This window comes from Mucisphaera sp. (genome assembly GCF_965279675.1).
In the GTDB taxonomy this organism is placed as follows: Bacteria; Planctomycetota; Phycisphaerae; order Phycisphaerales; family Phycisphaeraceae; genus Mucisphaera.
The window spans coordinates 866,659-885,993 of the sequence record NZ_CBDIIJ010000002.1 but is presented as its reverse complement, the minus strand read 5'-3'; the positions used below and the strand labels follow the sequence as shown (position 1 = coordinate 885,993).

At 64.8% G+C, this 19,335-nt stretch carries 12 protein-coding genes; 1 reads left to right on the top strand and 11 read right to left on the bottom strand.

Annotation, left to right across the window (positions count from 1 at the left end):
• The first annotated feature begins 157 nt into the window (after window positions 1–157).
• Complete coding sequence (locus ACQZAB_RS03920) at window positions 158–1,726, top strand: glycine--tRNA ligase (protein WP_428387262.1); 1,569 nt, start codon at window positions 158–160, stop codon at window positions 1,724–1,726.
• On the opposite strand, the gene truD is transcribed toward ACQZAB_RS03920, so the two are convergent.
• From truD to ACQZAB_RS03865, 11 genes are all read right to left on the bottom strand, one after another.
• Window positions 1,723–3,024, bottom strand: coding sequence for a tRNA pseudouridine(13) synthase TruD (truD, locus tag ACQZAB_RS03915; protein ID WP_428387260.1), 1,302 nt, complete (start codon window positions 3,022–3,024; stop codon window positions 1,723–1,725). The genes ACQZAB_RS03920 and truD overlap by 4 nt on opposite strands.
• Window positions 3,025–3,140: 116 nt before the next feature.
• Window positions 3,141–4,082, bottom strand: coding sequence for a branched-chain-amino-acid transaminase (gene ilvE, locus ACQZAB_RS03910; RefSeq protein WP_428387258.1), 942 nt, complete (start codon window positions 4,080–4,082; stop codon window positions 3,141–3,143).
• Between the two features lie 17 nt (window positions 4,083–4,099).
• Window positions 4,100–4,906 (bottom strand): translation elongation factor Ts, encoded by an 807-nt coding sequence (tsf, locus tag ACQZAB_RS03905; RefSeq protein ID WP_428387256.1) that lies wholly within the window; start codon window positions 4,904–4,906, stop codon window positions 4,100–4,102.
• An 82-nt stretch (window positions 4,907–4,988) separates the two neighbouring features.
• On the bottom strand, window positions 4,989–5,846 hold the full coding sequence (rpsB, locus tag ACQZAB_RS03900; protein ID WP_428387254.1) for a 30S ribosomal protein S2: 858 nt from the start codon (window positions 5,844–5,846) through the stop codon (window positions 4,989–4,991).
• Between the two features lie 301 nt (window positions 5,847–6,147).
• Window positions 6,148–7,428: a glycosyltransferase family 4 protein gene (locus ACQZAB_RS03895; RefSeq protein WP_428387252.1), complete on the bottom strand. Its 1,281-nt coding sequence runs from the start codon at window positions 7,426–7,428 to the stop codon at window positions 6,148–6,150.
• Window positions 7,425–8,435 carry an NAD-dependent epimerase/dehydratase family protein gene (locus tag ACQZAB_RS03890; RefSeq protein WP_428387250.1) on the bottom strand — a complete coding sequence of 337 codons (1,011 nt, stop codon included), beginning with the start codon at window positions 8,433–8,435 and terminating at the stop codon, window positions 7,425–7,427. Before ACQZAB_RS03890 ends, ACQZAB_RS03895 begins: the two co-directional genes overlap by 4 nt.
• A gap of 50 nt (window positions 8,436–8,485) precedes the next feature.
• The gene (locus tag ACQZAB_RS03885) at window positions 8,486–10,675 is read right to left on the bottom strand and encodes a GumC family protein (RefSeq protein WP_428387248.1); all 2,190 of its coding nucleotides are present in this window, start codon (window positions 10,673–10,675) and stop codon (window positions 8,486–8,488) included.
• Between the two features lie 18 nt (window positions 10,676–10,693).
• Window positions 10,694–14,194 carry a tetratricopeptide repeat protein gene (locus tag ACQZAB_RS03880; RefSeq protein ID WP_428387246.1) on the bottom strand — a complete coding sequence of 1,167 codons (3,501 nt, stop codon included), beginning with the start codon at window positions 14,192–14,194 and terminating at the stop codon, window positions 10,694–10,696.
• Entirely contained in the window at window positions 14,080–15,183 is a 1,104-nt protein-coding gene (locus tag ACQZAB_RS03875; RefSeq protein WP_428387244.1) for a hypothetical protein, read from the bottom strand. The genes ACQZAB_RS03880 and ACQZAB_RS03875 overlap by 115 nt, the downstream gene beginning before the upstream one ends.
• Window positions 15,184–15,250: 67 nt before the next feature.
• A complete protein-coding gene (locus tag ACQZAB_RS03870; RefSeq protein WP_428387242.1) occupies window positions 15,251–17,353 on the bottom strand; it encodes an exosortase/archaeosortase family protein in 2,103 nt (700 codons plus the stop codon).
• A gap of 250 nt (window positions 17,354–17,603) precedes the next feature.
• Complete coding sequence (locus ACQZAB_RS03865; RefSeq protein ID WP_428387240.1) at window positions 17,604–19,145, bottom strand: polysaccharide biosynthesis/export family protein; 1,542 nt, start codon at window positions 19,143–19,145, stop codon at window positions 17,604–17,606.
• Window positions 19,146–19,335: the final 190 nt, after the last annotated feature.

Genomic DNA, 19,335 nt, shown 5'->3' with positions numbered 1-19,335 from the left:
GGGTGGTTTGCTGCGAGGGGTGGCGGCTTTGGGCACGGGTTCTGGTTTCAGGCGGTACCATGCCTGACCGGTTTGAGCCGGTGGAGTCGTTTTCAGATGTGTTTGTCGGTCCCCGAAGCGCGCACGGTACGCCAAGCGTGTGTGGCAGGAGTTTGTGATGAGTGAGGTCGCTGCGACGTTGAGCCCGGAACAGAAGTCGATGGAGGAGATCGTGGCGCTGTGCAAGCGTCGCGGGTTTGTCTATCCGGCCTCAGACATTTATGGCGGGATCAACGGGTTCTGGGATTACGGCCCGCTGGGGATTGCGCTGAAGAACAACATCCGGGATCACTGGTGGAAGCAGACGGTCGAGTGCCCGCCAATCGGGCCGGATGGCGACCCGCTATCGATCGTGGGGCTGGACTCGGCGATCATTCAGAACCCGAAGACGTGGGAGGCTTCGGGGCATGTGGGTGGGTTTAATGATCCGATGGTGGACTGCACGGCTTCGAAGCGGCGGTACCGCGCGGATCACCTGATGGTTGGCGAGGTGCTGGTCGAGCGTAAGGGCGAGCGGCAGAGTCTGGGGCACCTGTCTGTGCTGGAGGGGGACGCGCACGCGGAGGTCTGGCGCAAGCGCGCGGAGAAGCTGGTGAAGAAGACGGGTGGCGGGGAGCTCATCACTCAGGAGCCGGATCGGGTGTACACCGATTTGTCGCGAGACGAGCAATTGGCGGTGGTGGGTCCGGATGTGGATGAGGCGGGGACGCTGACGGAGCCTCGCGAGTTCAATCTGATGTTCGATACGTACACGGGTGCGATACGGAACGAAGACGCGAAGGCGTATCTGCGGCCGGAGACGGCTCAGGGGATCTTCCTGAACTACAAAAACGTGCTGGACACGATGCGCGTCAAGGTGCCGTTCGGGATTGCGCAGGTGGGCAAGTCGTTCCGAAACGAGGTGACGCCCCGGAACTTTATCTTCCGGTCGCGTGAGTTCGAGCAGATGGAGCTGGAGTGGTTCTGTGCGCCTGATGATTCGCCGAAGTGGTACGACTTCTGGAAGCACGAGCGGATGCGGTGGTGGGAGTCGCTGGGCATCGAGAAGTCGAACCTGCGGTTCCGGGATCACGATCAGGACGAACTGGCGCACTACTCGAAGATGTGCGTGGACGTGGAGTACAAGTATCCGTTTACGGCTCCCAGTTTTGGTGAGCTGGAGGGGGTGGCGCACCGCGGGTGTTTCGACCTGACGCAGCATCAGGAGCACTCGGGCGCGAAGATGGAGTACTTCGATCAGGCCGAGCCGGACAAGGCGAAGCAGCGGTACATCCCGAACGTGATCGAGCCGGCGTCGGGTCTGACGCGGGCGGTGCTGGTTTTGCTGTGTGAGGCGTTCACGCCTGATGACTCGCGGGCCTCGAAGCTGTTCATGAAGTTCAAGCCGAAGTTCGCGCCGATCAAGGCGGCGGTGTTCCCGCTGGTGAACAAGGACGGGATGCCGGAGATCGCGCAGAAGCTGTACCTGGATCTGCGGCAGAAGTATGCGGTGCAGATGGACGCGAAGCAGTCGATCGGCAAGCGGTATGCCCGGATGGATGAGGCGGGTACGCCTTTCTGTTTCACGGTCGATGGCGATACGGCGAGCGATCAGGCGGTGACGGTGCGTCATCGGGATACGCAGGCGCAGGAGCGCGTGAGCCTGGACAAGGTGGATGAGTTCCTAGGCGAGCGGCTTGAGGACTAAGCCTCGGCGTTGGGTTTGAAGCGTTCGAGGGTGGCGTCGGGGACGTCGTTTTTCATGATCTCGCGGAGGATCATGGTGGCGAAGGCGCCGCGGGGAAGTTCGAAGGCGACCTTGACGAAGGGCCCGTGTTCGTCGGCGCCGCCTTCGAGCTCGGTGTCTTTGATGAAGATGCGCAGGGGCCGCCGCTGGCCGGGGACATCGAGTTTTCCGGCTGCTTCCAGGTGCTGTTCGGTGAGGCCCTGGGCTTCGAGCGCCCGTTGTTCGGCTTCGGCGGTTTGACCTGAGGCTTTGAGCATGGAGGGCCCCCACATCGGGCCGGAGGGTGAGATCAGGAGTTGGCGGATGCGGCCGTTGGCTGCGTTCTCTTTGTCGGCGGTGGGTTGATCGACGGCGAAGACGGAGCCGTTGTCGTGTTTCCAGGCGAGGTCGCCGGGCAGGAGCTGGTCGAACGTGCCGGCCTGGATGCGCTGGTTGAGGATGTCGTTGAAGATCGCGCCCTGGAGGGCGCTGAGGTAGAGCTGCCGCTGGGTGAGGTCGATGGCGTTGACGGCTTTGTCGGCGCTCGCGCCCTGGCGGAGGGCTTCGAGGGCCTGGCGGTCGTTGCGAAGGGACTTGGGGCAGAGCTGGAGGGCTTTGTCGTAATCGGCCTGCTCGTAGGCTCTGCGGGCTTCCTGGAGTTTGGGGGTTTCGTGGTCGAGGGGGTTGCCGAGGAGGAGGTCGAGTACTTGCTGGTATTCGTTGAGCAGGAGGGCCTTGCCGATGAGGTGGGCGTTGTCGCGGTAGCCGAAGCGTTGCTGGCCGAGGTAGTTGGGGGCGCCTTGTTGTTCGAGGCGTTGGAGGATGGGTTTGGCGCGGACAACGGCGGTGGGTTCGACGCGTCGAATGCGGATGACGAAGCGGTTGCCGGCGTGGTGGCCGCGGCGGAGCTTGTTGGTGTGGCGGTCGTGCCAGAGGACCTTGAGCCGGGGCGGCATCTCGACCTTGGCGAGGCGTTCGTCCTGATGTTGCGGGCTGGGCAGACGGACGGAGATGAGTTGGCGGGTGACGGCGTGCTTGTCCTTGAGACCGGCATAGCCGATCTCTCTGCGGCTGACGCGGAAGGCCTTGGCGATGCGACGCACGGCGTCGGCCGTGGTCATCTCTCGTTTTTCGATGTACAGGTAGAGGTGTTCGCCTTCGCCGGAGGGTTCGTAGAGCGGCTGTTCTTCGACGAGGAAGTCTTCGGGGCGTTCTTTGATGACGCCTTGGATGCCAGGCAGGTCTTTGGTGAGTCTGGCGAGGTTGGCGGTGAGTGACATGCCGTGAGGGTATGCGAAGCGGCGGTGGTTGTCTGGCTAATCGTAGGGTTCGCGCGCGATCGCTAATGCGCCACATGTCTACCCATGATGCGCGGCTGAAAGGTGAGCTTGTGGGTTTAGTCTTCGGGCGCGTCTTTGGCGACGAGTTTGTGGAAGTCGTCGATGAGTCGGCGGGTGACGGGCCCGGGTTTGCCGTCGCCGATGGTGCGGCCGTCGATGTGCGTCGAGGGGATGACCTCTGCGGCGGTGCCGGTGAGGAAGACCTCGTCGGCGGTGTAGAGGTCGTAGCGCGTGAGGTCGATGGCTTCGACGCGGTAGCCGGCTTTGTGTGCGAGGATCTCGACGGTCTGCTTGGTGATGCCGTCGAGGATGCCGGCGTGTAGCGGGGGCGTGCGGATGACGGTCTCGCCTGAGGCGATGGTCTTGACGATGAAGATGTTGTCGCCGGTGCACTCGGCGACGTAGCCCTGATGGTTGAGCATCACGGCTTCCATGACGCCGGCGTCGATGGCTTCGATCTTGGCGAGGATGTTGTTGAGGTAGTTGAGGCTCTTGATGCGTGGAGAGAGCGCGGCGGGGTGGTTGCGGATGGTGGCGGCGGTGACGATGGCCATGCCGTCGCGGTACATCTCTTCGGGGTAGAGCTTGATGGCGTCGGTGATGATGAAGACCACCGGCCGGGGGCAGCGGAAGGGGTTGAGGCCCAGGGTGCCGGAGCCGCGGGTCACGCAGAGCCGGACGTAGCCGTCGGTCTGGTTGTTGGCGGCGGCGGTCTGCTTCACGGCATCGAACAGCTCATCGATGGTGTAGGTCAGTTCCATGCGGATCGCGCGGGCGGATTCCTCGAGTCTTTGGAGGTGGCTACGGAGCTTGAAGACCCGGCCGTTGTAGATGCGGATGCCTTCGAAGACGCCGTCGCCATAGAGCACGCCGTGGTCGTAGACGCTGACGGCGGCTTTCTCAGAGGGGACGAGTTGACCGTCGATCCAGACCGATCGCCCGACCGGGATGGACTCGGCGTTGGGCAAAGCACCTGGAGAGGCGTCGGTCTGTGACACGGCGGTGTCCTTAGGGTTTAGCCGCCCACCTGGTAGCGGACGAACTTCTTGATCGTCGAGCCCTTGGGCAGGAGGTCCTGGATCTGCTTCTTATCGTCCTTGACGAAAGGCTGGCGGAGGAGGACGACGGTGTCGAGGTACTTGCGCATCTTGCCTTCGACCATCTTCTCGGCGATTTCCTTGGGCTTGCCGGATTCCATGGCCTGGCCGATGGCTATTTCGCGTTCCTTGTCGATGGCTTCCTGGGGGACGTCTTCGGGGTTGACGCCGAGCGGAGCCGGAACGATGGCGGTAACGTGCATGCAGAGGTCGGAGAGGAGCTCGTCGGAGGCCTCGCCTTCGACCTCGATGAGAACGCCGACCTTGCCGTTGTGGTGGAGGTAAGAGCCGATCTTCGTGGACCCGCCGCCGAGGACTTCGCCCTTGTCGTACTGGACGTTCTCCTTGGTGGTGAGTCGGACGTTGTCGATGAGGCCCTGCATGGTGTCGTTCTTCTCGACGGGGCCGGCGGCTCCCTTGAGGGCTTCGTCGGCGACGCCCTGGACCATGGCGACGTAGTCGGGGTTCTTGGCGGTGAAGTCGGTCTCGGTGTGAACGGCGACGATGGCGGCCTTGGTCTTGTCGTCGCTGACGGCGATGCCGACGCGGCCTTCGGACGACTCGCGATCGGTGCGGGTGTCCATCTTGGCGAGGCCCTTCTTGCGCACGAGTTCGACAGCGGCGTCGAAGTCGCCTCCGGCTTCTTCGAGGGCGGCCTTGGATTCCATCATGCCGAGGCCCGTTGCTTTGCGAAGGGCCATCACGTCCTTGGCGGTAATCGCCATGGTTCACACTCCCAATTCGGGGTTGGAAATAAGTTGGATTTTGGCCGGCCGTTGGGGCCGGTCGACGGGGTTTGCTGAGGGATCAGGAGGCGGGCGTCGAGCTTTCGGCGTCGGCCGTGGAGGCGGCGACGGGCTCGGCGTTGTCGTCCTGAGGGGTCGGGGCATCGGCGCTGAACTGCGAGCGCTTGCTGCGTCGGCGGGGGGCTTCTTCGCCACCTGCTTCGGCGGCCTGAGCCTTGGCCTGCTCGGCGACCTGCTGGCGGTTGTGCTTGCCTTCGGCGATGGCCTTGGTCAGGTTGGAGACCACGACCTCGATGGCTCGCATGGCGTCGTCATTGCCCGGAATGGGGATGTCTGCGAACTCAGGATCGGAATCGGTATCGATCAGGCAGACAGTCGGGATACCCAGCTTGCGGGCTTCCTTGACGGCGTTGAGCTCGGCATTGACGTCGATGACGACCATGGCTCCGGGGAGCTTGGTCATGTTGCGGATGCCTTCGAGGTTGCGAAGGATCTTGGTTTTCTCACGATTGAGCTGCGACTCCATCTTCTTGGAGTAGTTGTCGATCTCGCCGGACTCTTCGAGTCGTTCGAGTTCTTCGAGTCGCTTGAGGCGTTCGCGGATGGTGCGAAAGTTGGTGAGCGTGCCGCCTAGCCAGCGTTCGGTGACGTAGTGCATCTCGACTTCGCTGACGTACTTCTCGACGATGGAGCGAGCCTGACGCTTGGTGGCGACGAAGAGGACGTCTTTGCCTCCCGCGACGGTCTGGGTCAGGAACTTGCGGGCGAGGAGGAGGCCTTTGATGGTCTCCTTGACATCGATGATGTGCATCTTCTGCCGTTTACCGAAGATGTAGGGAGCCATCTTCGGGTTCCAGTGGGTCGAGCGGCTGCCGAAGTGGATTCCGGCTTCCACAAGATCCTTGACGAGTGACGCCATGTTTCGCTCCTGGGCCGGTGGCCCTGATCGATTCGGATGAACCTGTCCGCCTTGGACAGGGTTGTGCCGCATCTCGGGGTTGACCCCCACTGCCTACCGGTGCGGCACCGGTTTCAGATCGGGTTTCGTGCTGTTTCCGTCGTGGAAGCGGGGCGGAGGATAGCATCCCGGCCCCGACTGCGAGTCCATTCGCGGGATCGATTATCCTAAACCGAGCAGGCACAGGCTGCAAGCGGGATTGTGAGGGGATCGTCAGAGGATTGGGTGGGGTGAACTGCCAGGCTAGGCCGATGATCGTTGTTCACGCACTGGGCTGCTGGGGACCGTCCTGATCCTGATCGTTGTCGGCCTTCATTTTCTCCAGCAGCCACTGGTGCTCGCCGTACTTGTAGGCCATGACCATGATGAAGCTGTAGAGGACGATGAAGGCGGCCAGGGCGTAGCGCCAGCGGAGCTCGACGGCGACCATCGCACAGCCGATGGCGGCGAAGGAGGCGGCGGCGAGGTACATGGTGAGGACCGCGGCTTTGACCGAGAGTCCGGCCCGGCGGAGCAGGTGGTGGATGTGCTGGCTGTCGGGGCTGAAAAGCGGCTGGCCCCGCATCTTTCGGCGGAAGATGGCCAGGGAGGTGTCGGTGATGGGGACGGCGAAGGCGATCAGCGACGCCGTGACCAGTAGCAGGGCCTTGCCGGGGACGGCGGCGAACATCAGCACGGTGGCGATGCAGAGATAGCCGAGCAGCAGCGAGCCGGCGTCGCCCATGAAGATCGTCGCTGGGTTGAAGTTGTAGGGCAGGAAACCGAGCACGGCGCCAATGATGGCCAGGCACATCACCAGCCGTATCGGGTGACTGAGTGTGCCTTCGGCGAGCAGGACGGCATCCTGGGTCTGGACCGTGACCAAAGCGGCGATGACGAGGAAACCGGTCGCAGAGATGGCGGTGACTCCGCCGGCGAGGCCGTCGAGGCCGTCGATCAGGTTCAGGGCGTTGCAGGCCCCGATCACGAGGAAGGCGATGAGGGCGGTGCCGAGCCAGTATTCGAGGCCGAGGTATTCCTGGCCGTAGGCTCCGGCCATGAGCCAGTCGGGCAGGGGGTTCATGACGCCGGTGGCCTGCTCCATCGCGACGATCAGCTCGTTGATGATCTGCGGGCCGACGTTCTCGTGGGCCAGCATGGCGGCGGCGAAGAGCTGGCCGGCGACCTTGAGGCGCGGGCTCAGGCCGTAGACATCGTCGATCAGGCCGGTCAGGCAGATGAGACCGGCACCGACGATGACCCAGATCGGGAAGTGGATCTGTGAGAGGCCGGTCGGGAGGTGGGCGTCGTGGGGTTCGGTGAAGTAGCCCATGATGACGCCGGCGAGCCAGCCGAGGAAGATCGCGACCCCGCCGAGGTAGGCGATGGCCTGGATGTGGTTCTTCCGGATGAGGTCGGGCTTGTCGACGATGTTGTTGTGGGTGGCGATCGACCGCATGATCGGGGTGATGATCAGCGACGCCAGGAAGGCCACGAAGAAGACCGGCATGTAGGGCGCGATGACTTCCGAGACGGTCATGGCGGTTTGGGCGGTTTCGTTCACGTGGCTTGCTCGGCGGTGCGGGTCGGGGGGGACTGGGAGGTCTGGCTTCTGGCTTTATCGATCAATTCGGTGAGGGTTTGTTCGAGGCTGGTTATCGGCCGGAAGCCGATGGCTTCGCGGATGCGTTCGAGGCTGGGCACGCGGTCGGGTGTTTCCTCGAAGCCTTGCGGGTAGGCCCGATCGTACGGGACCCTGGTGATCGTGGCGTTTGTCCCGGCGAGCCGGATGACGATTTCCGCGAGCTCGAGGATCGAGAGCTGGCGGTCGCTGCCGAGGTTGTAGACCCGGCCGTGTGCTGAGGGGGTGTCGATGAGGGTCTGCATGGCGGCGGCGACGTCGCGGACATCGCAGAAGGCGCGGGTCTGGCTGCCGTCGCCGTAGACCTGCAGCGGCTTGCCGGCGACGGCCTGCTCGACGAAGCGTGGCACGACCATCCCGTACTGACCGACCTGCCGGGGACCGATGGTGTTGAACAGCCGGACGATCACGCCGCTGAGTCTCTGCTGGCGGATGGCGTCTAGGACAAGTTGTTCGTCGAGGGCCTTGGCCATGCCGTAGGCCCAGCGTGCGGAGGTGGTGGGTCCGTAAACCAGATCGCCCTGCTCGCGGAGTGGGAGGTCGGTGCTGCGGCCGTAGACCTCGGAGGAGGAAGCGATGAGCAGGGTGGCGCGGTGGCGGGCTGCGGCATCGACCACGGCGTCGGTCTGCTCGACGTTGTTGCGGATCATCGCGGTCGGGTCTTCGAGGATCATCTGGACGCCGACCGACGCAGCGAGGTGATAAAGGGTGCCGACCCCTTCCCAGATGTCCGGCTGCTGCTGGAGTACTTCGGCGGCGGAGCCTTCGGTGAAGGTGTAGGCGTCGCGGGGCAGGTGGCTGAGGTTGTCGGCGGAGCCGGTGGAGAGGTTGTCGACGATATGGACCCGCTGACCGGCCTTGATCAGGCTTTCAGCCAGGTGCGAGCCGATGAAGCCGGCCCCTCCTGTGATGATCACCTTGGGCGTCACCGCTTGGTCTCCTCCGCGGAGTGGTCCGGCGTTGGCCGGACGGGGTCTGCTCACGCGGAGAGCCGCTGCGACTCATCAGCGCTCTGGTAGTCGTAGTAGGCCTGGTAGCTCTTGCGGAAGTACCCACCGGCCGACGACTGGACCCAGTTGAGGATGACGCCGAGGACTTCGGCCTTGTCGCCATCGAGCTGGCGGAGCATGCGGTCGGCCATGCCACGCTTGTCGGTGCCGGCTTTGACGACTGCGGCAACGGCATCCACCGACTTGGCCATCAACTGGCTGTCGGAGCTGAGAAGGGCGGGCGGGCCGTCGAGGATGACGAAGTCGTAGCGGTTCGACAGCTGCTCGACGAGGTTCGAGAAGGCGACGGTGTCGAACAGATCGGAGATCACGCCGGTGTTGCGGCCTGCCGTGACCACGGACAGGGGCGAGTCGTCCATCGGGGTGATGACCTGATCGATGCTGGTTTCGCCACGGAGCACATCGGCGAGGCCGCGGTCATTGCTGAGCCCGAGGAGGGCGGCGAGCCGGGGTCGGCGGAAGTTGGCGTCGAGCAGGATCACCTTGCGGTGGTTCTGGGCGAGGCTGGCGGCGAGGTTGTGGGCGATCGTCGTGGTGCCACAACCGGGCTGGGCCGAGGTCAGCAGCAGGCTCTTGTGTCCGGAGCCCTGCATCCTGCGGAGGATGGCGGTGCGGACCTGGCGGAACTGCTCGGCGATGAGGCCGTTGGCGTCGCGTTCGACGACGCGGTCGATGGTGCCCGAGCCCGAGGGGTCCTCGGTGGCGTCGGGGAGGATGCCGAGCAGGGTGCCCCGGCTGAGCATCCGGATATCGGTGGGCGAGATCACCCGCTGGTCGAGCAGCTCGCGGACAAAGATGATGCCGGTGACCAGCCCGAGCAGGGCGACGGTGATGCCGGGCACGATGACGATGAAGCTCGGGAAGGTCATGCTGGCTTCGGTGGGCTGGGTGATCTGGCGGATGGTCAGGCGGGCCTCACGCAGATCGCCACGGGCGGTGATCTGGTTGAGCTGGCCCCGGATGACCTCCTGTTGCCGCTGAAAGCGGAGCAGGTCGTTCTCGAGCTGCGAGTACTGGGCCAGCCGTTCGGTCAGGTCGACCATCTTGCGTGAGGCTTCTTCCATGCGGGGCTGCATGGCGGCGAGGGTGGCACGGAGCTGCTCGACGATCTTGCCAGCGGTTTCGAGTCGGCCGGCCTGGGTTTCGCGGGCGATACGCCGCATCTCGGAGCTTTTTTCCTGCTCGACGGCGGCGATCTGGGCATCGATGTTGATTATCTGCTGATGTTCGTCGCCAAAGCGGGCCAGCAGAGCGCGCTTGGATTCGCGGAGGGACCTGAGGGTTTCGTCGCGTCGGGCGATGCCGGGCATCATCGACAGCTCGGCTTCGAGGTCGGGGGTGACCTGCACGTCGCCCTGGGCCTGCTGTTCGGCGAGCTGCTGATACTGAGCCGTGGCCTGTTCCAGCGACAGGCGGAGTTCCGCCGCCTGTGCGTTGAGGATCTCGAACTCCTGAGCGGCGGCGTTGCCTTGCCGCTGGAGGGACTCGATGCCCTCGTTCTGGAGGAAGTTGCGGAGCGATCGGCGGATACGCTCGATGTCCTCGTCGAGGCGGCGGTCCTGGTTGGTGAGGGAGGCGAGGGCCTGCTCGTCGCCGGCGAGGGCGGCGTTGCTGAGGATGCCCTGGTAGGCCTGGGCGACGGCGTTAACGATGCGGGGGGCTTCGCTGGGGTCTTGTGTCCAGACGCCCAACTCGATGAGCAGGGAGTTTCGCTGGGTACGGACGACGAGGTGGTCTTCGCGCAGGGCGTCTCGGGCCTGATCGGGGGTCTCGAACTGGGCGAACCAGGCGGTGTTCTGGACGTCGGGCTGGGCGATCGCGCGTTCGATGACCTGCTGGCTGCGGATACGCTGGACTTCGGAGAAGATTCGGAGCTGGACGGCATCGGTGCCGCGGAAGTTCTCAGCGCCCATCTGCTCGGGTGTCATCGCAGGGGTCTGGTAGGTCAGGAGCACCGTCGAGGTGAACTGTGGCGAGGTGGTGCGCAGCGTGAACCAGACACCGAGACCGATCAGCACGCCGATCACCCCGGTGATGATCAAAGGGATGATGTGGCCGCGCAGGACCTTGATGGGGTCGATGGGGCGGAACCTGCTGGGACCCTGCATGGGGTCCGGTCCGGTTGGCGGGGTGCTTGCACCGAGTGGGTTGGCTGTCATGTGATGCTTTCCTGAGTGTTAACCCTGTGCGAGCGTGCGCAGACGTTCGCGTGCCTTCTCGAGTGTCTCCTGATCGCCAGACGCTTCGGCGTCTTCGATGGCCTGCTCCAGCAGGTCACGGGCTGCGGCAACCGACCCCTGATCGGCCAGCACCACGGCGAGATGATACTGATTCACGGGGAGTCGTCCGAAGGAGATGCTGAGTTCAAGGGTTCGCCGGGCCTCATCCACGAGGCCGGCCTGGTACTGGACCCAGCCGAGCGTGTCGAGGGTGTTGGGGTTCTGTGGGGCGAGATTGACGGCCCGCTGGGCATATTCCACGGCCAGTTCGGGTTCGCCGAGGTTGTTGCCGAGCAGGAAGGCGAGGTTGTTGAGGGTCAGCAGGTCGCTGGGCTGGATCTTCAGGACTTCCTCGTAGGCCACCCGGGCATCGACGAAGGCGTCCGAGAGCTGGAGGGCCCGGCCGAGGAGCGTGAGCATCTGGAACCGCAAGGCGTCGGGTTCGCCCTCGATCCGGCCTTCGAGGGCCCGGAGCCGGGAGACGGCCTCGTCGTAGCGTCCGTCGTTGGTTTCCAGCCGGGCGGCGGCGAGTTCCGACCAGAGCGGTTCGCGGCCACGCGTGGTGTTCACGAGCAGGTCAATCGCGGTTTCGATATCGAAGGATCGCTGGACGCGGTCGGCGATGGCGTTCATCTCGGGGTAGTTGCTGGCGCGTTCGAGCGCACGGGTGAAGACCCGCTGCGAGGCCTCTCTCGAGCCGGTCATGGCCAGGGCCTGGGCACGGATCGCCTGGATGGTCGGCTCCGCGGCGGTGAGTTCGGGGTTCTGGTCGATGAGATTGAGGGCGAGGTCGGGTCGATCGTTGTCGGCCAGCAGTGCGAGCAGTGCGCCGAGGTTGGCGGCATTGGGCTGGATGGCGAACGCCTCGCGGAGGTTCTGGACCGCATCGGAAGCACGTCCCTGCGTCACGGCCACACGAGCGGCCAGGCGGTGCCAGAGGGTGTTCTGCGGCTGGAGCTGCAGGCCTTCCTGGGCCACGGCGCGGGCCAGTTGCGGCTCGCCGGTGCGCAGGTGCAGGTCGATCAGCTTCTGGCGTGCCTGGGTCTGCAGAGGCTCGCGATTCAGGATGTTCTGGAGTTCGCGGACCGCATCGATGTAGTTGCCCGACCGGCGGTGCACGTCGGATAGCAGCAGGCGTGCAGCGGTCTGACTCGGGTCCAGGGTCAGTGCCCGGTCGAGATCGATGAGGGCCTGATCGGGATCATCGAAAGCCACGAGGTTGGCCCGGCGGATCAACGCGGGTACCGAGTCGGGGTTGAGCTGCAGCGACTGCTGAACCAGTTCGAGTGAGCCGTCGCGATCCCCTTCCTGCAGCACGAGCTGGCTGCGGAGCAGCAGCGTGGTTGCGTCCTGTGTGGTCTGTTCATCGAGGAACGTCCGAGCGTCATCAAGGCGGTTGGCACGCAGCAGCGACTCGACCAGCCGGAGCGTCACGAACTCCTCTTCCGGGAAGCGCTGGTTGAGCTTCTGATAAAGGGTGGTCGCCAGGTCGGATTCACCCCGCTGGAAGAGGAGACCGGCGAGTTCGCGGGTCAGAGGCAGGCTCTCGTCTTCCCGGGTGATGCCTTCGCGGTAGGCCTGCACGGCCCCGTTCAAGTTGTTGGCCTGCAGCCGGTAGCGAGCGAGCAACCGGTAGTCGTTGGCGGTTGCTTCGTCGCCACGGGACGCGATGTACCGCCGGATCTCACGTTCGCCTTCCTCACCACGGCCCAGTGTCAGAAGGGTGCTGGCCTGGGTGGCGATGTTGGCGAGGATGGCACCTTCGTCTTCGAGCAGACTCTCGACCAGAGCCAGGGCCTCGTCGGCCCGTCCGGCTTCGGCGAGCATCGCGGTGAGTGCACGCTTGTTGGCGTAGTCGGTCGGCTCTTCGTTCGCCAGACGCTCGCGAGCGGCGAGGGCCAGCTCGGCCTGGCCGTGTCGGGTTTCGTAGAGCAGATAGAGGTTGCGGATACCGGCGTTGTCCGGCTGCAGCTGGTAGGCACGGCGGAGAGCGTCGAGCGCTTCGCCCGAGCGTCCCTGGTCATCCCGGATACCGGCCAGCAGCCGGAGGGCATCGAGGTTGTTGGCTCGCTGAGAGAGCGCGAGGTCGATGGCGTCGGCGGCCTGATCGAGTAGGCCCTGTCGGCGGTAGATCTCGCCGAGCAGTGTCCAGCTCTCGGGGTTGATACGGTTGATGTCGAGGCCACGCAGCAGCGTCGCGGTCGCTTCTTCGTAGCGCTGCTCTGCGGCAAACACGCGCGCCTCGTAGAAAGCACCGTTGACCCGGTCGAGGTTGCGCTGGCGGGCGATCTCGGCCACCTGTCTGGCCCCGGCGTAGTCCTGCTGGATCATCGCCAGGTCGAACTTCAGCTCGACGATCTGGTCGTTCTCGGGTTCGAGTTCCTCGGCTTCGGCGATGGCTTCTTCAGCGGCTTCGATGTTGCGGACGCGCAAGGCGGCCTGGGCCCGGGCACGGGCCAGGGCGAAGGGCGTGGAACGCTCGCGCACGATGCCCTGCACGATGTCCTGGACGTCGCCACCTTCTGCGACGGTCCGGAGCAGCTCAATGGCCTGCTCGTCTGCGCCTTCGGCTTCGGCCGTGGCGATCAGGGCGAGCTTCTGCTCCTGGTCGTCGATCCGATCCATCAGCTGCGCGATGACCTGGGTGTTGCCGGGGTTCAGGGCGTTGAGTTCGATGAGTAGGTCGCGGGCTTCTTCGTCCCGGTTGAGGTCGTCGAGCAGGCGGACGGCGAGCAGCTTGGTGCGGATGTCGACGCTCGGGTCTTCTGTATCGATCGCCTCGAAGACCCGTTCCTTCTCGGCGTCGGTGCCGAAGTTCACGACCAGCTGGGCCAGGGCCTGGTTGGCGAAGGCGTCGTTCGGGTCGGCCGTGAGCAGGGTGCTGATGTGCCGGCGGGCATCGTTGGGCCGCTGCTCCGAGAGGTAGACCTGGATGAGCTCGCGACGGGCTTCGACCATGTTGGGGCGAGAGGCCAGGACCGATTCGTACCGCTCAGCAGCGGCCCCCCACTGCTGCTGGAACCGACGTGTACGCGCTGAGAGCATGAGCGTTTCGATGTTGGATTCGCCGTACTGAGCCGAGGCTTCATCGAAGAGGATGCCGGCCTGCCGGAAGTCTCGGCGGGCAAAAGCGAGCTTGCCGGAGAGCAGCGTGACCTCGGCGGCGTCGGGGAAGGAGATCTCCAGCTCACTCGCGATCTCGTCGATGCGCGCGAGGATCGGCTCGCGGCCTTCGGCGTCCTGCTGATCGGCGAGCAGGAAGAGCGCGTTGGTCATCTCCAGGCTGGCACGCAGGCGAACGAGCCGCGCCCGCAGGGTTTCGAGGGGCGGCGCTTTGGTGGCGGTCAGCTGGCGGACCTCCTCAGCCGTGGCGACGGCCTTCGCGGGCTCGCCCTGGGCTCTGTAGAGCGAGGCCAGACGCAGGCGGATCGAGGCGTCTTGCGGGTCCAGTTCGGCCATGCGTTCGGCGAATTGCACCGCTCGCTGGCGATCGGCTTCGGCGGCGGCGGCCTGCCCGCCAGCGTCATCGGGGTTGGCGATGGTCGGCCGCCACCCGATCCCCTGCCGAGGATGTTCAGGACCGTGAGGGCGTTGCTGCGTGAGCCACCGGCGTTGAGCAGTTGCTGTTCGACTTCATTGAACACTTCGACGGCGTTGCTGCGTCGCTGGGCCTCCGGCAGGATGGCCAGTGAGACGTAATCGAGCTTGAGACCGATGTCGTCGCCGGCGGCCTCGATCAACCGGTCGAGGACGGTGCCGGCTTCGCTGCGCAGGCGTTCGATCTCGGGGTCGGCTGCGGCGACACGTGCGATGCGCTCGGCTTCCAGCATGAGCCAGGTCGCGAGGGCGTGGAGGCTCTCGCCATCGTTGGGGTCGGCCTCGAGGGCGGCGTTGAGGTCCACCCGAGCCTGCTGCCGCTCATCGGCATCGGCGACGCCACGCGCAAAACGCAGGACGCTGGCGATACCGCGGTACTTCAGTGCGACCGTGTCTGATTCGACCGACTGCAGCCGCTCGTTGGCCTCGTTGTACATGACGTTGACAAAGCCGGGATCCAGATCACGCCGGAGCTCGTTGAGGAAGGCGTAGTGGGCTCGCTGGGCCTCGGGGTCCGAGAGCCTGAGGGTCGCGACGTTCCGCCGGATGGTGCGCAGCTCGCCGAGACGCTTGTTGGCCTGAGGGATGTCCGCGACAGGTGAGGCCCGAAGCGCGTCGAACAGCAGGTTCTGATACTCGATGTTGGTCGGCTCGGCCTTGGTGGCGGCGACCAGTTGCTCGATGGCGAGTCGGTAGTCGCCGTTGTCGAGGTGCTGGCGCGCTTCGACCACACGGCTGGCGGGGTCCTGGTAGACGGCGAGGAAGTAGAAGGCGGACGCGCCGCCTATCACCAGCACCAGGGCGCCGACGAGCATGAGAACGAACGGGGTGTTGATACGCTGCTTGGGCATCGAAACGGTCTTTCTTGCTTAAATCACGTCCAGATTCAGCGATGGCTGAAGTGGTTCCTCTAGTGTCTTAATCGGACTCGAGCGGCCATCGGCCCTCGGTCACCTCGACCCAGTCCGGGAGTGCTGCCATGATCTGTGGCAGCATGTCATTCATGGCGTTTTCCACGGTCTCAATCACTGCGTCGTGGTCGGCGACGCCAAGCGGCTGGATCTCGATCTTGCAGTAGTAGCTGTAGCGATCGGTGGCGTTGAAGGCCTGAAGCCGGACTTCCTCCGCGGTGGTCGCAAACTCGCCGTTGGCGGCAAAGACGTAGAGCACGTGCATGTCGCGGGTCGGGTCGAGTTCAGACCCGAAGGTGAACTGACGCATCGGGAACGAGGCTTCGGGGATGCGCACCTGTGTCGGTTGTCCGTTCACGGTGGCGGTGCCCAGGAAGACGCCGTGCTCGGGCTCTTCGGTCAGCCGTGAGGGATCGAGGTTGATCACCGGGAAGCCCGAGCCGGGTCGCGGGACCAGGCCGCCGGCGACAAAACAGGTCTCGGGCACGTGCGGGACGGTATCGACCGTGCCGGTGTAGTAGGCCACGTGCAGGCGAACGACCGAGCCGAGCGGGGCTTCCGCGAGGTAATCGGCGACTTCGCGTTCGTTGCGGATATTGATGCCGGGGTTCGGGTGCAGGTCGGTGTTGACGTAGATTCGGCTCACGTACTGTTCGGTGCCGAGTTCATCGACGACGTCCTTGGGCAGCACGGTGTCGTGCACCTTGATCCACGGGCCGATCGTGAAGGGGATCTGCGGGATGGGCGTCCTGAGCGGGACGGCTTCCTTGAACAGCACGGTTTCGGTGAAGGCCACGGCGCGATTGAGGCCCGCGGTGGCCGTCACGACGCCGCCGATGACCACGAGGATCGCGAGTTGCCTGGCTGTCCCGCCAACCAGCCCCTCGGGCAGACTCCTGAAGAAGCCGGGCAGGACCTTGAGGATCGCCACCAGCAGCAGCAACACACTCACGACGAGGCCGGCGACACCGGCCCAGGCCGGGAAGCTCTCGCTGATCACGTCGGGTCTGGCGCTGGCCAGCAGGCTGAAGTAAGCCAGACCGGCCAGAGCCGTCACGCCCACACCAGCCAGCAGGGCCGTCACAATGCGCGCCGGGCTGGCCCAGTCGGTCGGCACGGCGGCCTGCTCGCTCAGGGTGATCTGCTCGACAGAGGCCCGGGCGCTCTTGGGTTTGCCTTCGTCGTCTTCGGTGACGACGAGGTTGTCAAGGATCCAGGTCACGATCATGAACAGGATGGCGGCGGGGATCAGCATGAGCATCCCGACGAACACGTGGAAGTCGCCGGTCGCCATGTCCTTGTTGTAGATGTAGAGCACGCCGATGACGGACACGCGTGCGACGTTCACCAGCACGGCGATCGGGATCGTCAGCGAGATCAGCGTGATCCGCTGCCACCAGCGCAGGTTCTGGATGAAGGCAAAGGCCACCCCGAGCGCGATGAAGGCCATCAGCATCCGCAGGCCCGAGCAGGCCTCAGCGACGTTGATGCTCTCGGTCACGACCAACCCGGCACTGTTGAAGAACGTCAGGTCGATCGTGATCCCGCGGTTGTTGACCGACTGCAGGTTCGGATCCAGCACGGCCCAGCACTCGAGCACCACCACCGCGGCGTTCGCGGCGATCCCCTGGAGAAAGTTGGCGATGATCTCCCAGATCCGGTCCGAGACCTTCACGGCGAAGACGAGATAGGCCACCGGGAACCAGAGCCAGCGCATCGCCGAGGGGCCCATGATGAACCAGACCAGCCCGAAGAGCGCCAGGATCATCGAGTAGCCCTGGGCCATGTCGTTGCGGATCGGGTAGATGCCCAGGCCATAGCCGATGAAGCCGGCGAGCATGATCAGGAGCCCGAACGGGCTGACCCGGGGCATGGCCCGGAAGATGTTCTGCTGGTGGATCCGGATGTAATAGAGCGAGATCAGCGGGATGATGAGGGCGTGCGACCAGTCGGAATCGGTGGTGGCGAAGATCCAGGTTCGGCGGAGGAACACGTAGTGCAGCAGCCCGAAGGTGAGGGTCAACAGGGCCACCAGGCCCCACCCGCCGGGGGAGAGGAAGGGGCCGGGGCGGGTCTCGCCCAGGGGTTTTTGCAGGCTCACGGTGGTCATCTCTTAACACCCGTAGAAGAGCCGGTTGGTCCGGCTCAGGCGAAATCGATATCGACGGAATCACCGCCCATGCTGAGGCGGGTCCGGGCTCTACGTCCTGTGCCCATCGAGAGTTCGCCAATCCTTCGGCTGCCGAGAAAATGGCTGAGGCGCAAAAGCAGCCGGCCACCACCCGGTGGCTGGCAAGATACCAGAGCTTGGCAGGCTGGGGGATTTAAACCGTCTGCAGGTCCGATAACGAAACCGCGGGTCAGTTGGCGTTCTGACGCGGGCCGAAGACGCTCTCGTCGAAGTTCCGGTCCAGCACGAAGCCGAAGCCGTAGCTCATCCGGAAGCCGTTGCGGATCACGGCCAGCGGGGCGGCCACGAAGTTTGTGCCGAAGTTGATGACATCGTTGGGCTTTAGATAGATGTCGGGCTCGGTCATGTCGAAGATCGCCCGGGCATTGAGCCGGATCGAGGCCTCCTGGTTGTCACCCACGCGTCGGATCAGGTCGACACGCTCGGGCACCGCGATCGGCGAGAGGTTGCCCGCCGAAGCGATGATCTGCTTGAGGGTCAGGTCCCGTTCGCCCGGGATCTGGTAGGCACCCGGCCGGTTGATGGCGCCCATCACGTAGACGAAGCCGCCGGTCTGTTCGGGCACGCGGATCACGTCACCCGGGCGAATGATGATGTTGAAACGCATGTCGCCCTGCAGCAGACCGTCCCGGTAGGGGATCTCGATGATCCGCTGGGTGATCAGCTGGCCGAGCGGGTCGTCCGTCTGGGCCGATTCTTCGCCTGGCAGCGACACCGGTGCCTGCGGACGGCCGGAGCGGACCCAGCGACCGTTGACGTAGATCCACTGGGCCGCACCCTCTTCGGGGTCGAGGCCGCGTTCCAGGGCCGAGGGGGCCGCGCCGCCGGTCGCGGGCGGGTCGGCGATGCCGAGCTCACCCAGCGGGTCGGCGTCGGCGTCCACCCCCGAGGAACTGGGCTCGTCGCCAAGGCCTTCGAAGAGGTCGTCGATCAACTCGTTGGGCTGTTCGGGCTCAGCCGGCTGGTTTTCATCGAGTCCGGGGATCCCGAAGTCGGATTCATCCGTAAGTCTCGCCTGGCGAAGAATTTGCAGTCGCTTGGTCCGGCCGGGGACACCACGGGCCAGCGCCAGCGCATCGAGCAGCCGGAACTCCGGCTTCGGGATGACATAGGTGCCGATGTTCACGCCGCCGAGCGTCGGCTCGCCGTAAACGGTGAAGGTGTTCTGCCGGGATTCCTGGATGATGACGCTGACCGTCGCGTCCCGGAGGATGCCCCGGGATTCGAGGACGTCCACGATCTGCCGCTCGAGCTGGCTGGGCGTCGTGCCCGCCGCCCGCACCGGGCCGACGATCTGCAGCCGGACGGTGCCGGTCTCATCCACACGCCGTGTCTGCACCGATTCCACGCCCGGCACCACCAGCTCGAAGACCGTGATGGTCACGAGGTCGCCGGAGCCGATCACGTACTCCTGCACGTCGGGGATCAGGTCGCTGGGCTGCACCTCGGTGACCGGGAGGATGTTGTCGTCCTGGGCTTCGATGATGTCGATGCGGTCGAGAATGGGTGCTTCACCCGGGGTTCTCTCCCACCGGCCGACGACCGAGGGGTCCAGGTAGGAATCGAGTTCGCAGCCAACGGGTCCGGTAAGGACGGCGAGGCCGAGGGCCAGAACGGTCCACGGCTTGGCGATGGATCGACGGTTGCGTTGCGTCTGCTCGCTGCTCACGCCTGTAGCTCCTGCTTTCGGGTACCTGTTGTCTCGATGCATGCGTTCTAAACCTCGGTCCGGCACCCTGGTTCCACCCCGATACGGGATGCTCGCATCCTAATCAAAGGCAGGCTCGGTCGCACCTTGTGGATGCATCATCGGCGAGTCCTGGGGTGGGAGGTTATTTCGGGTTGACTCAAAGGTACATCGGCGGCCTGACTTTTCCACGGTCAAGCCCACGATTAGCGGA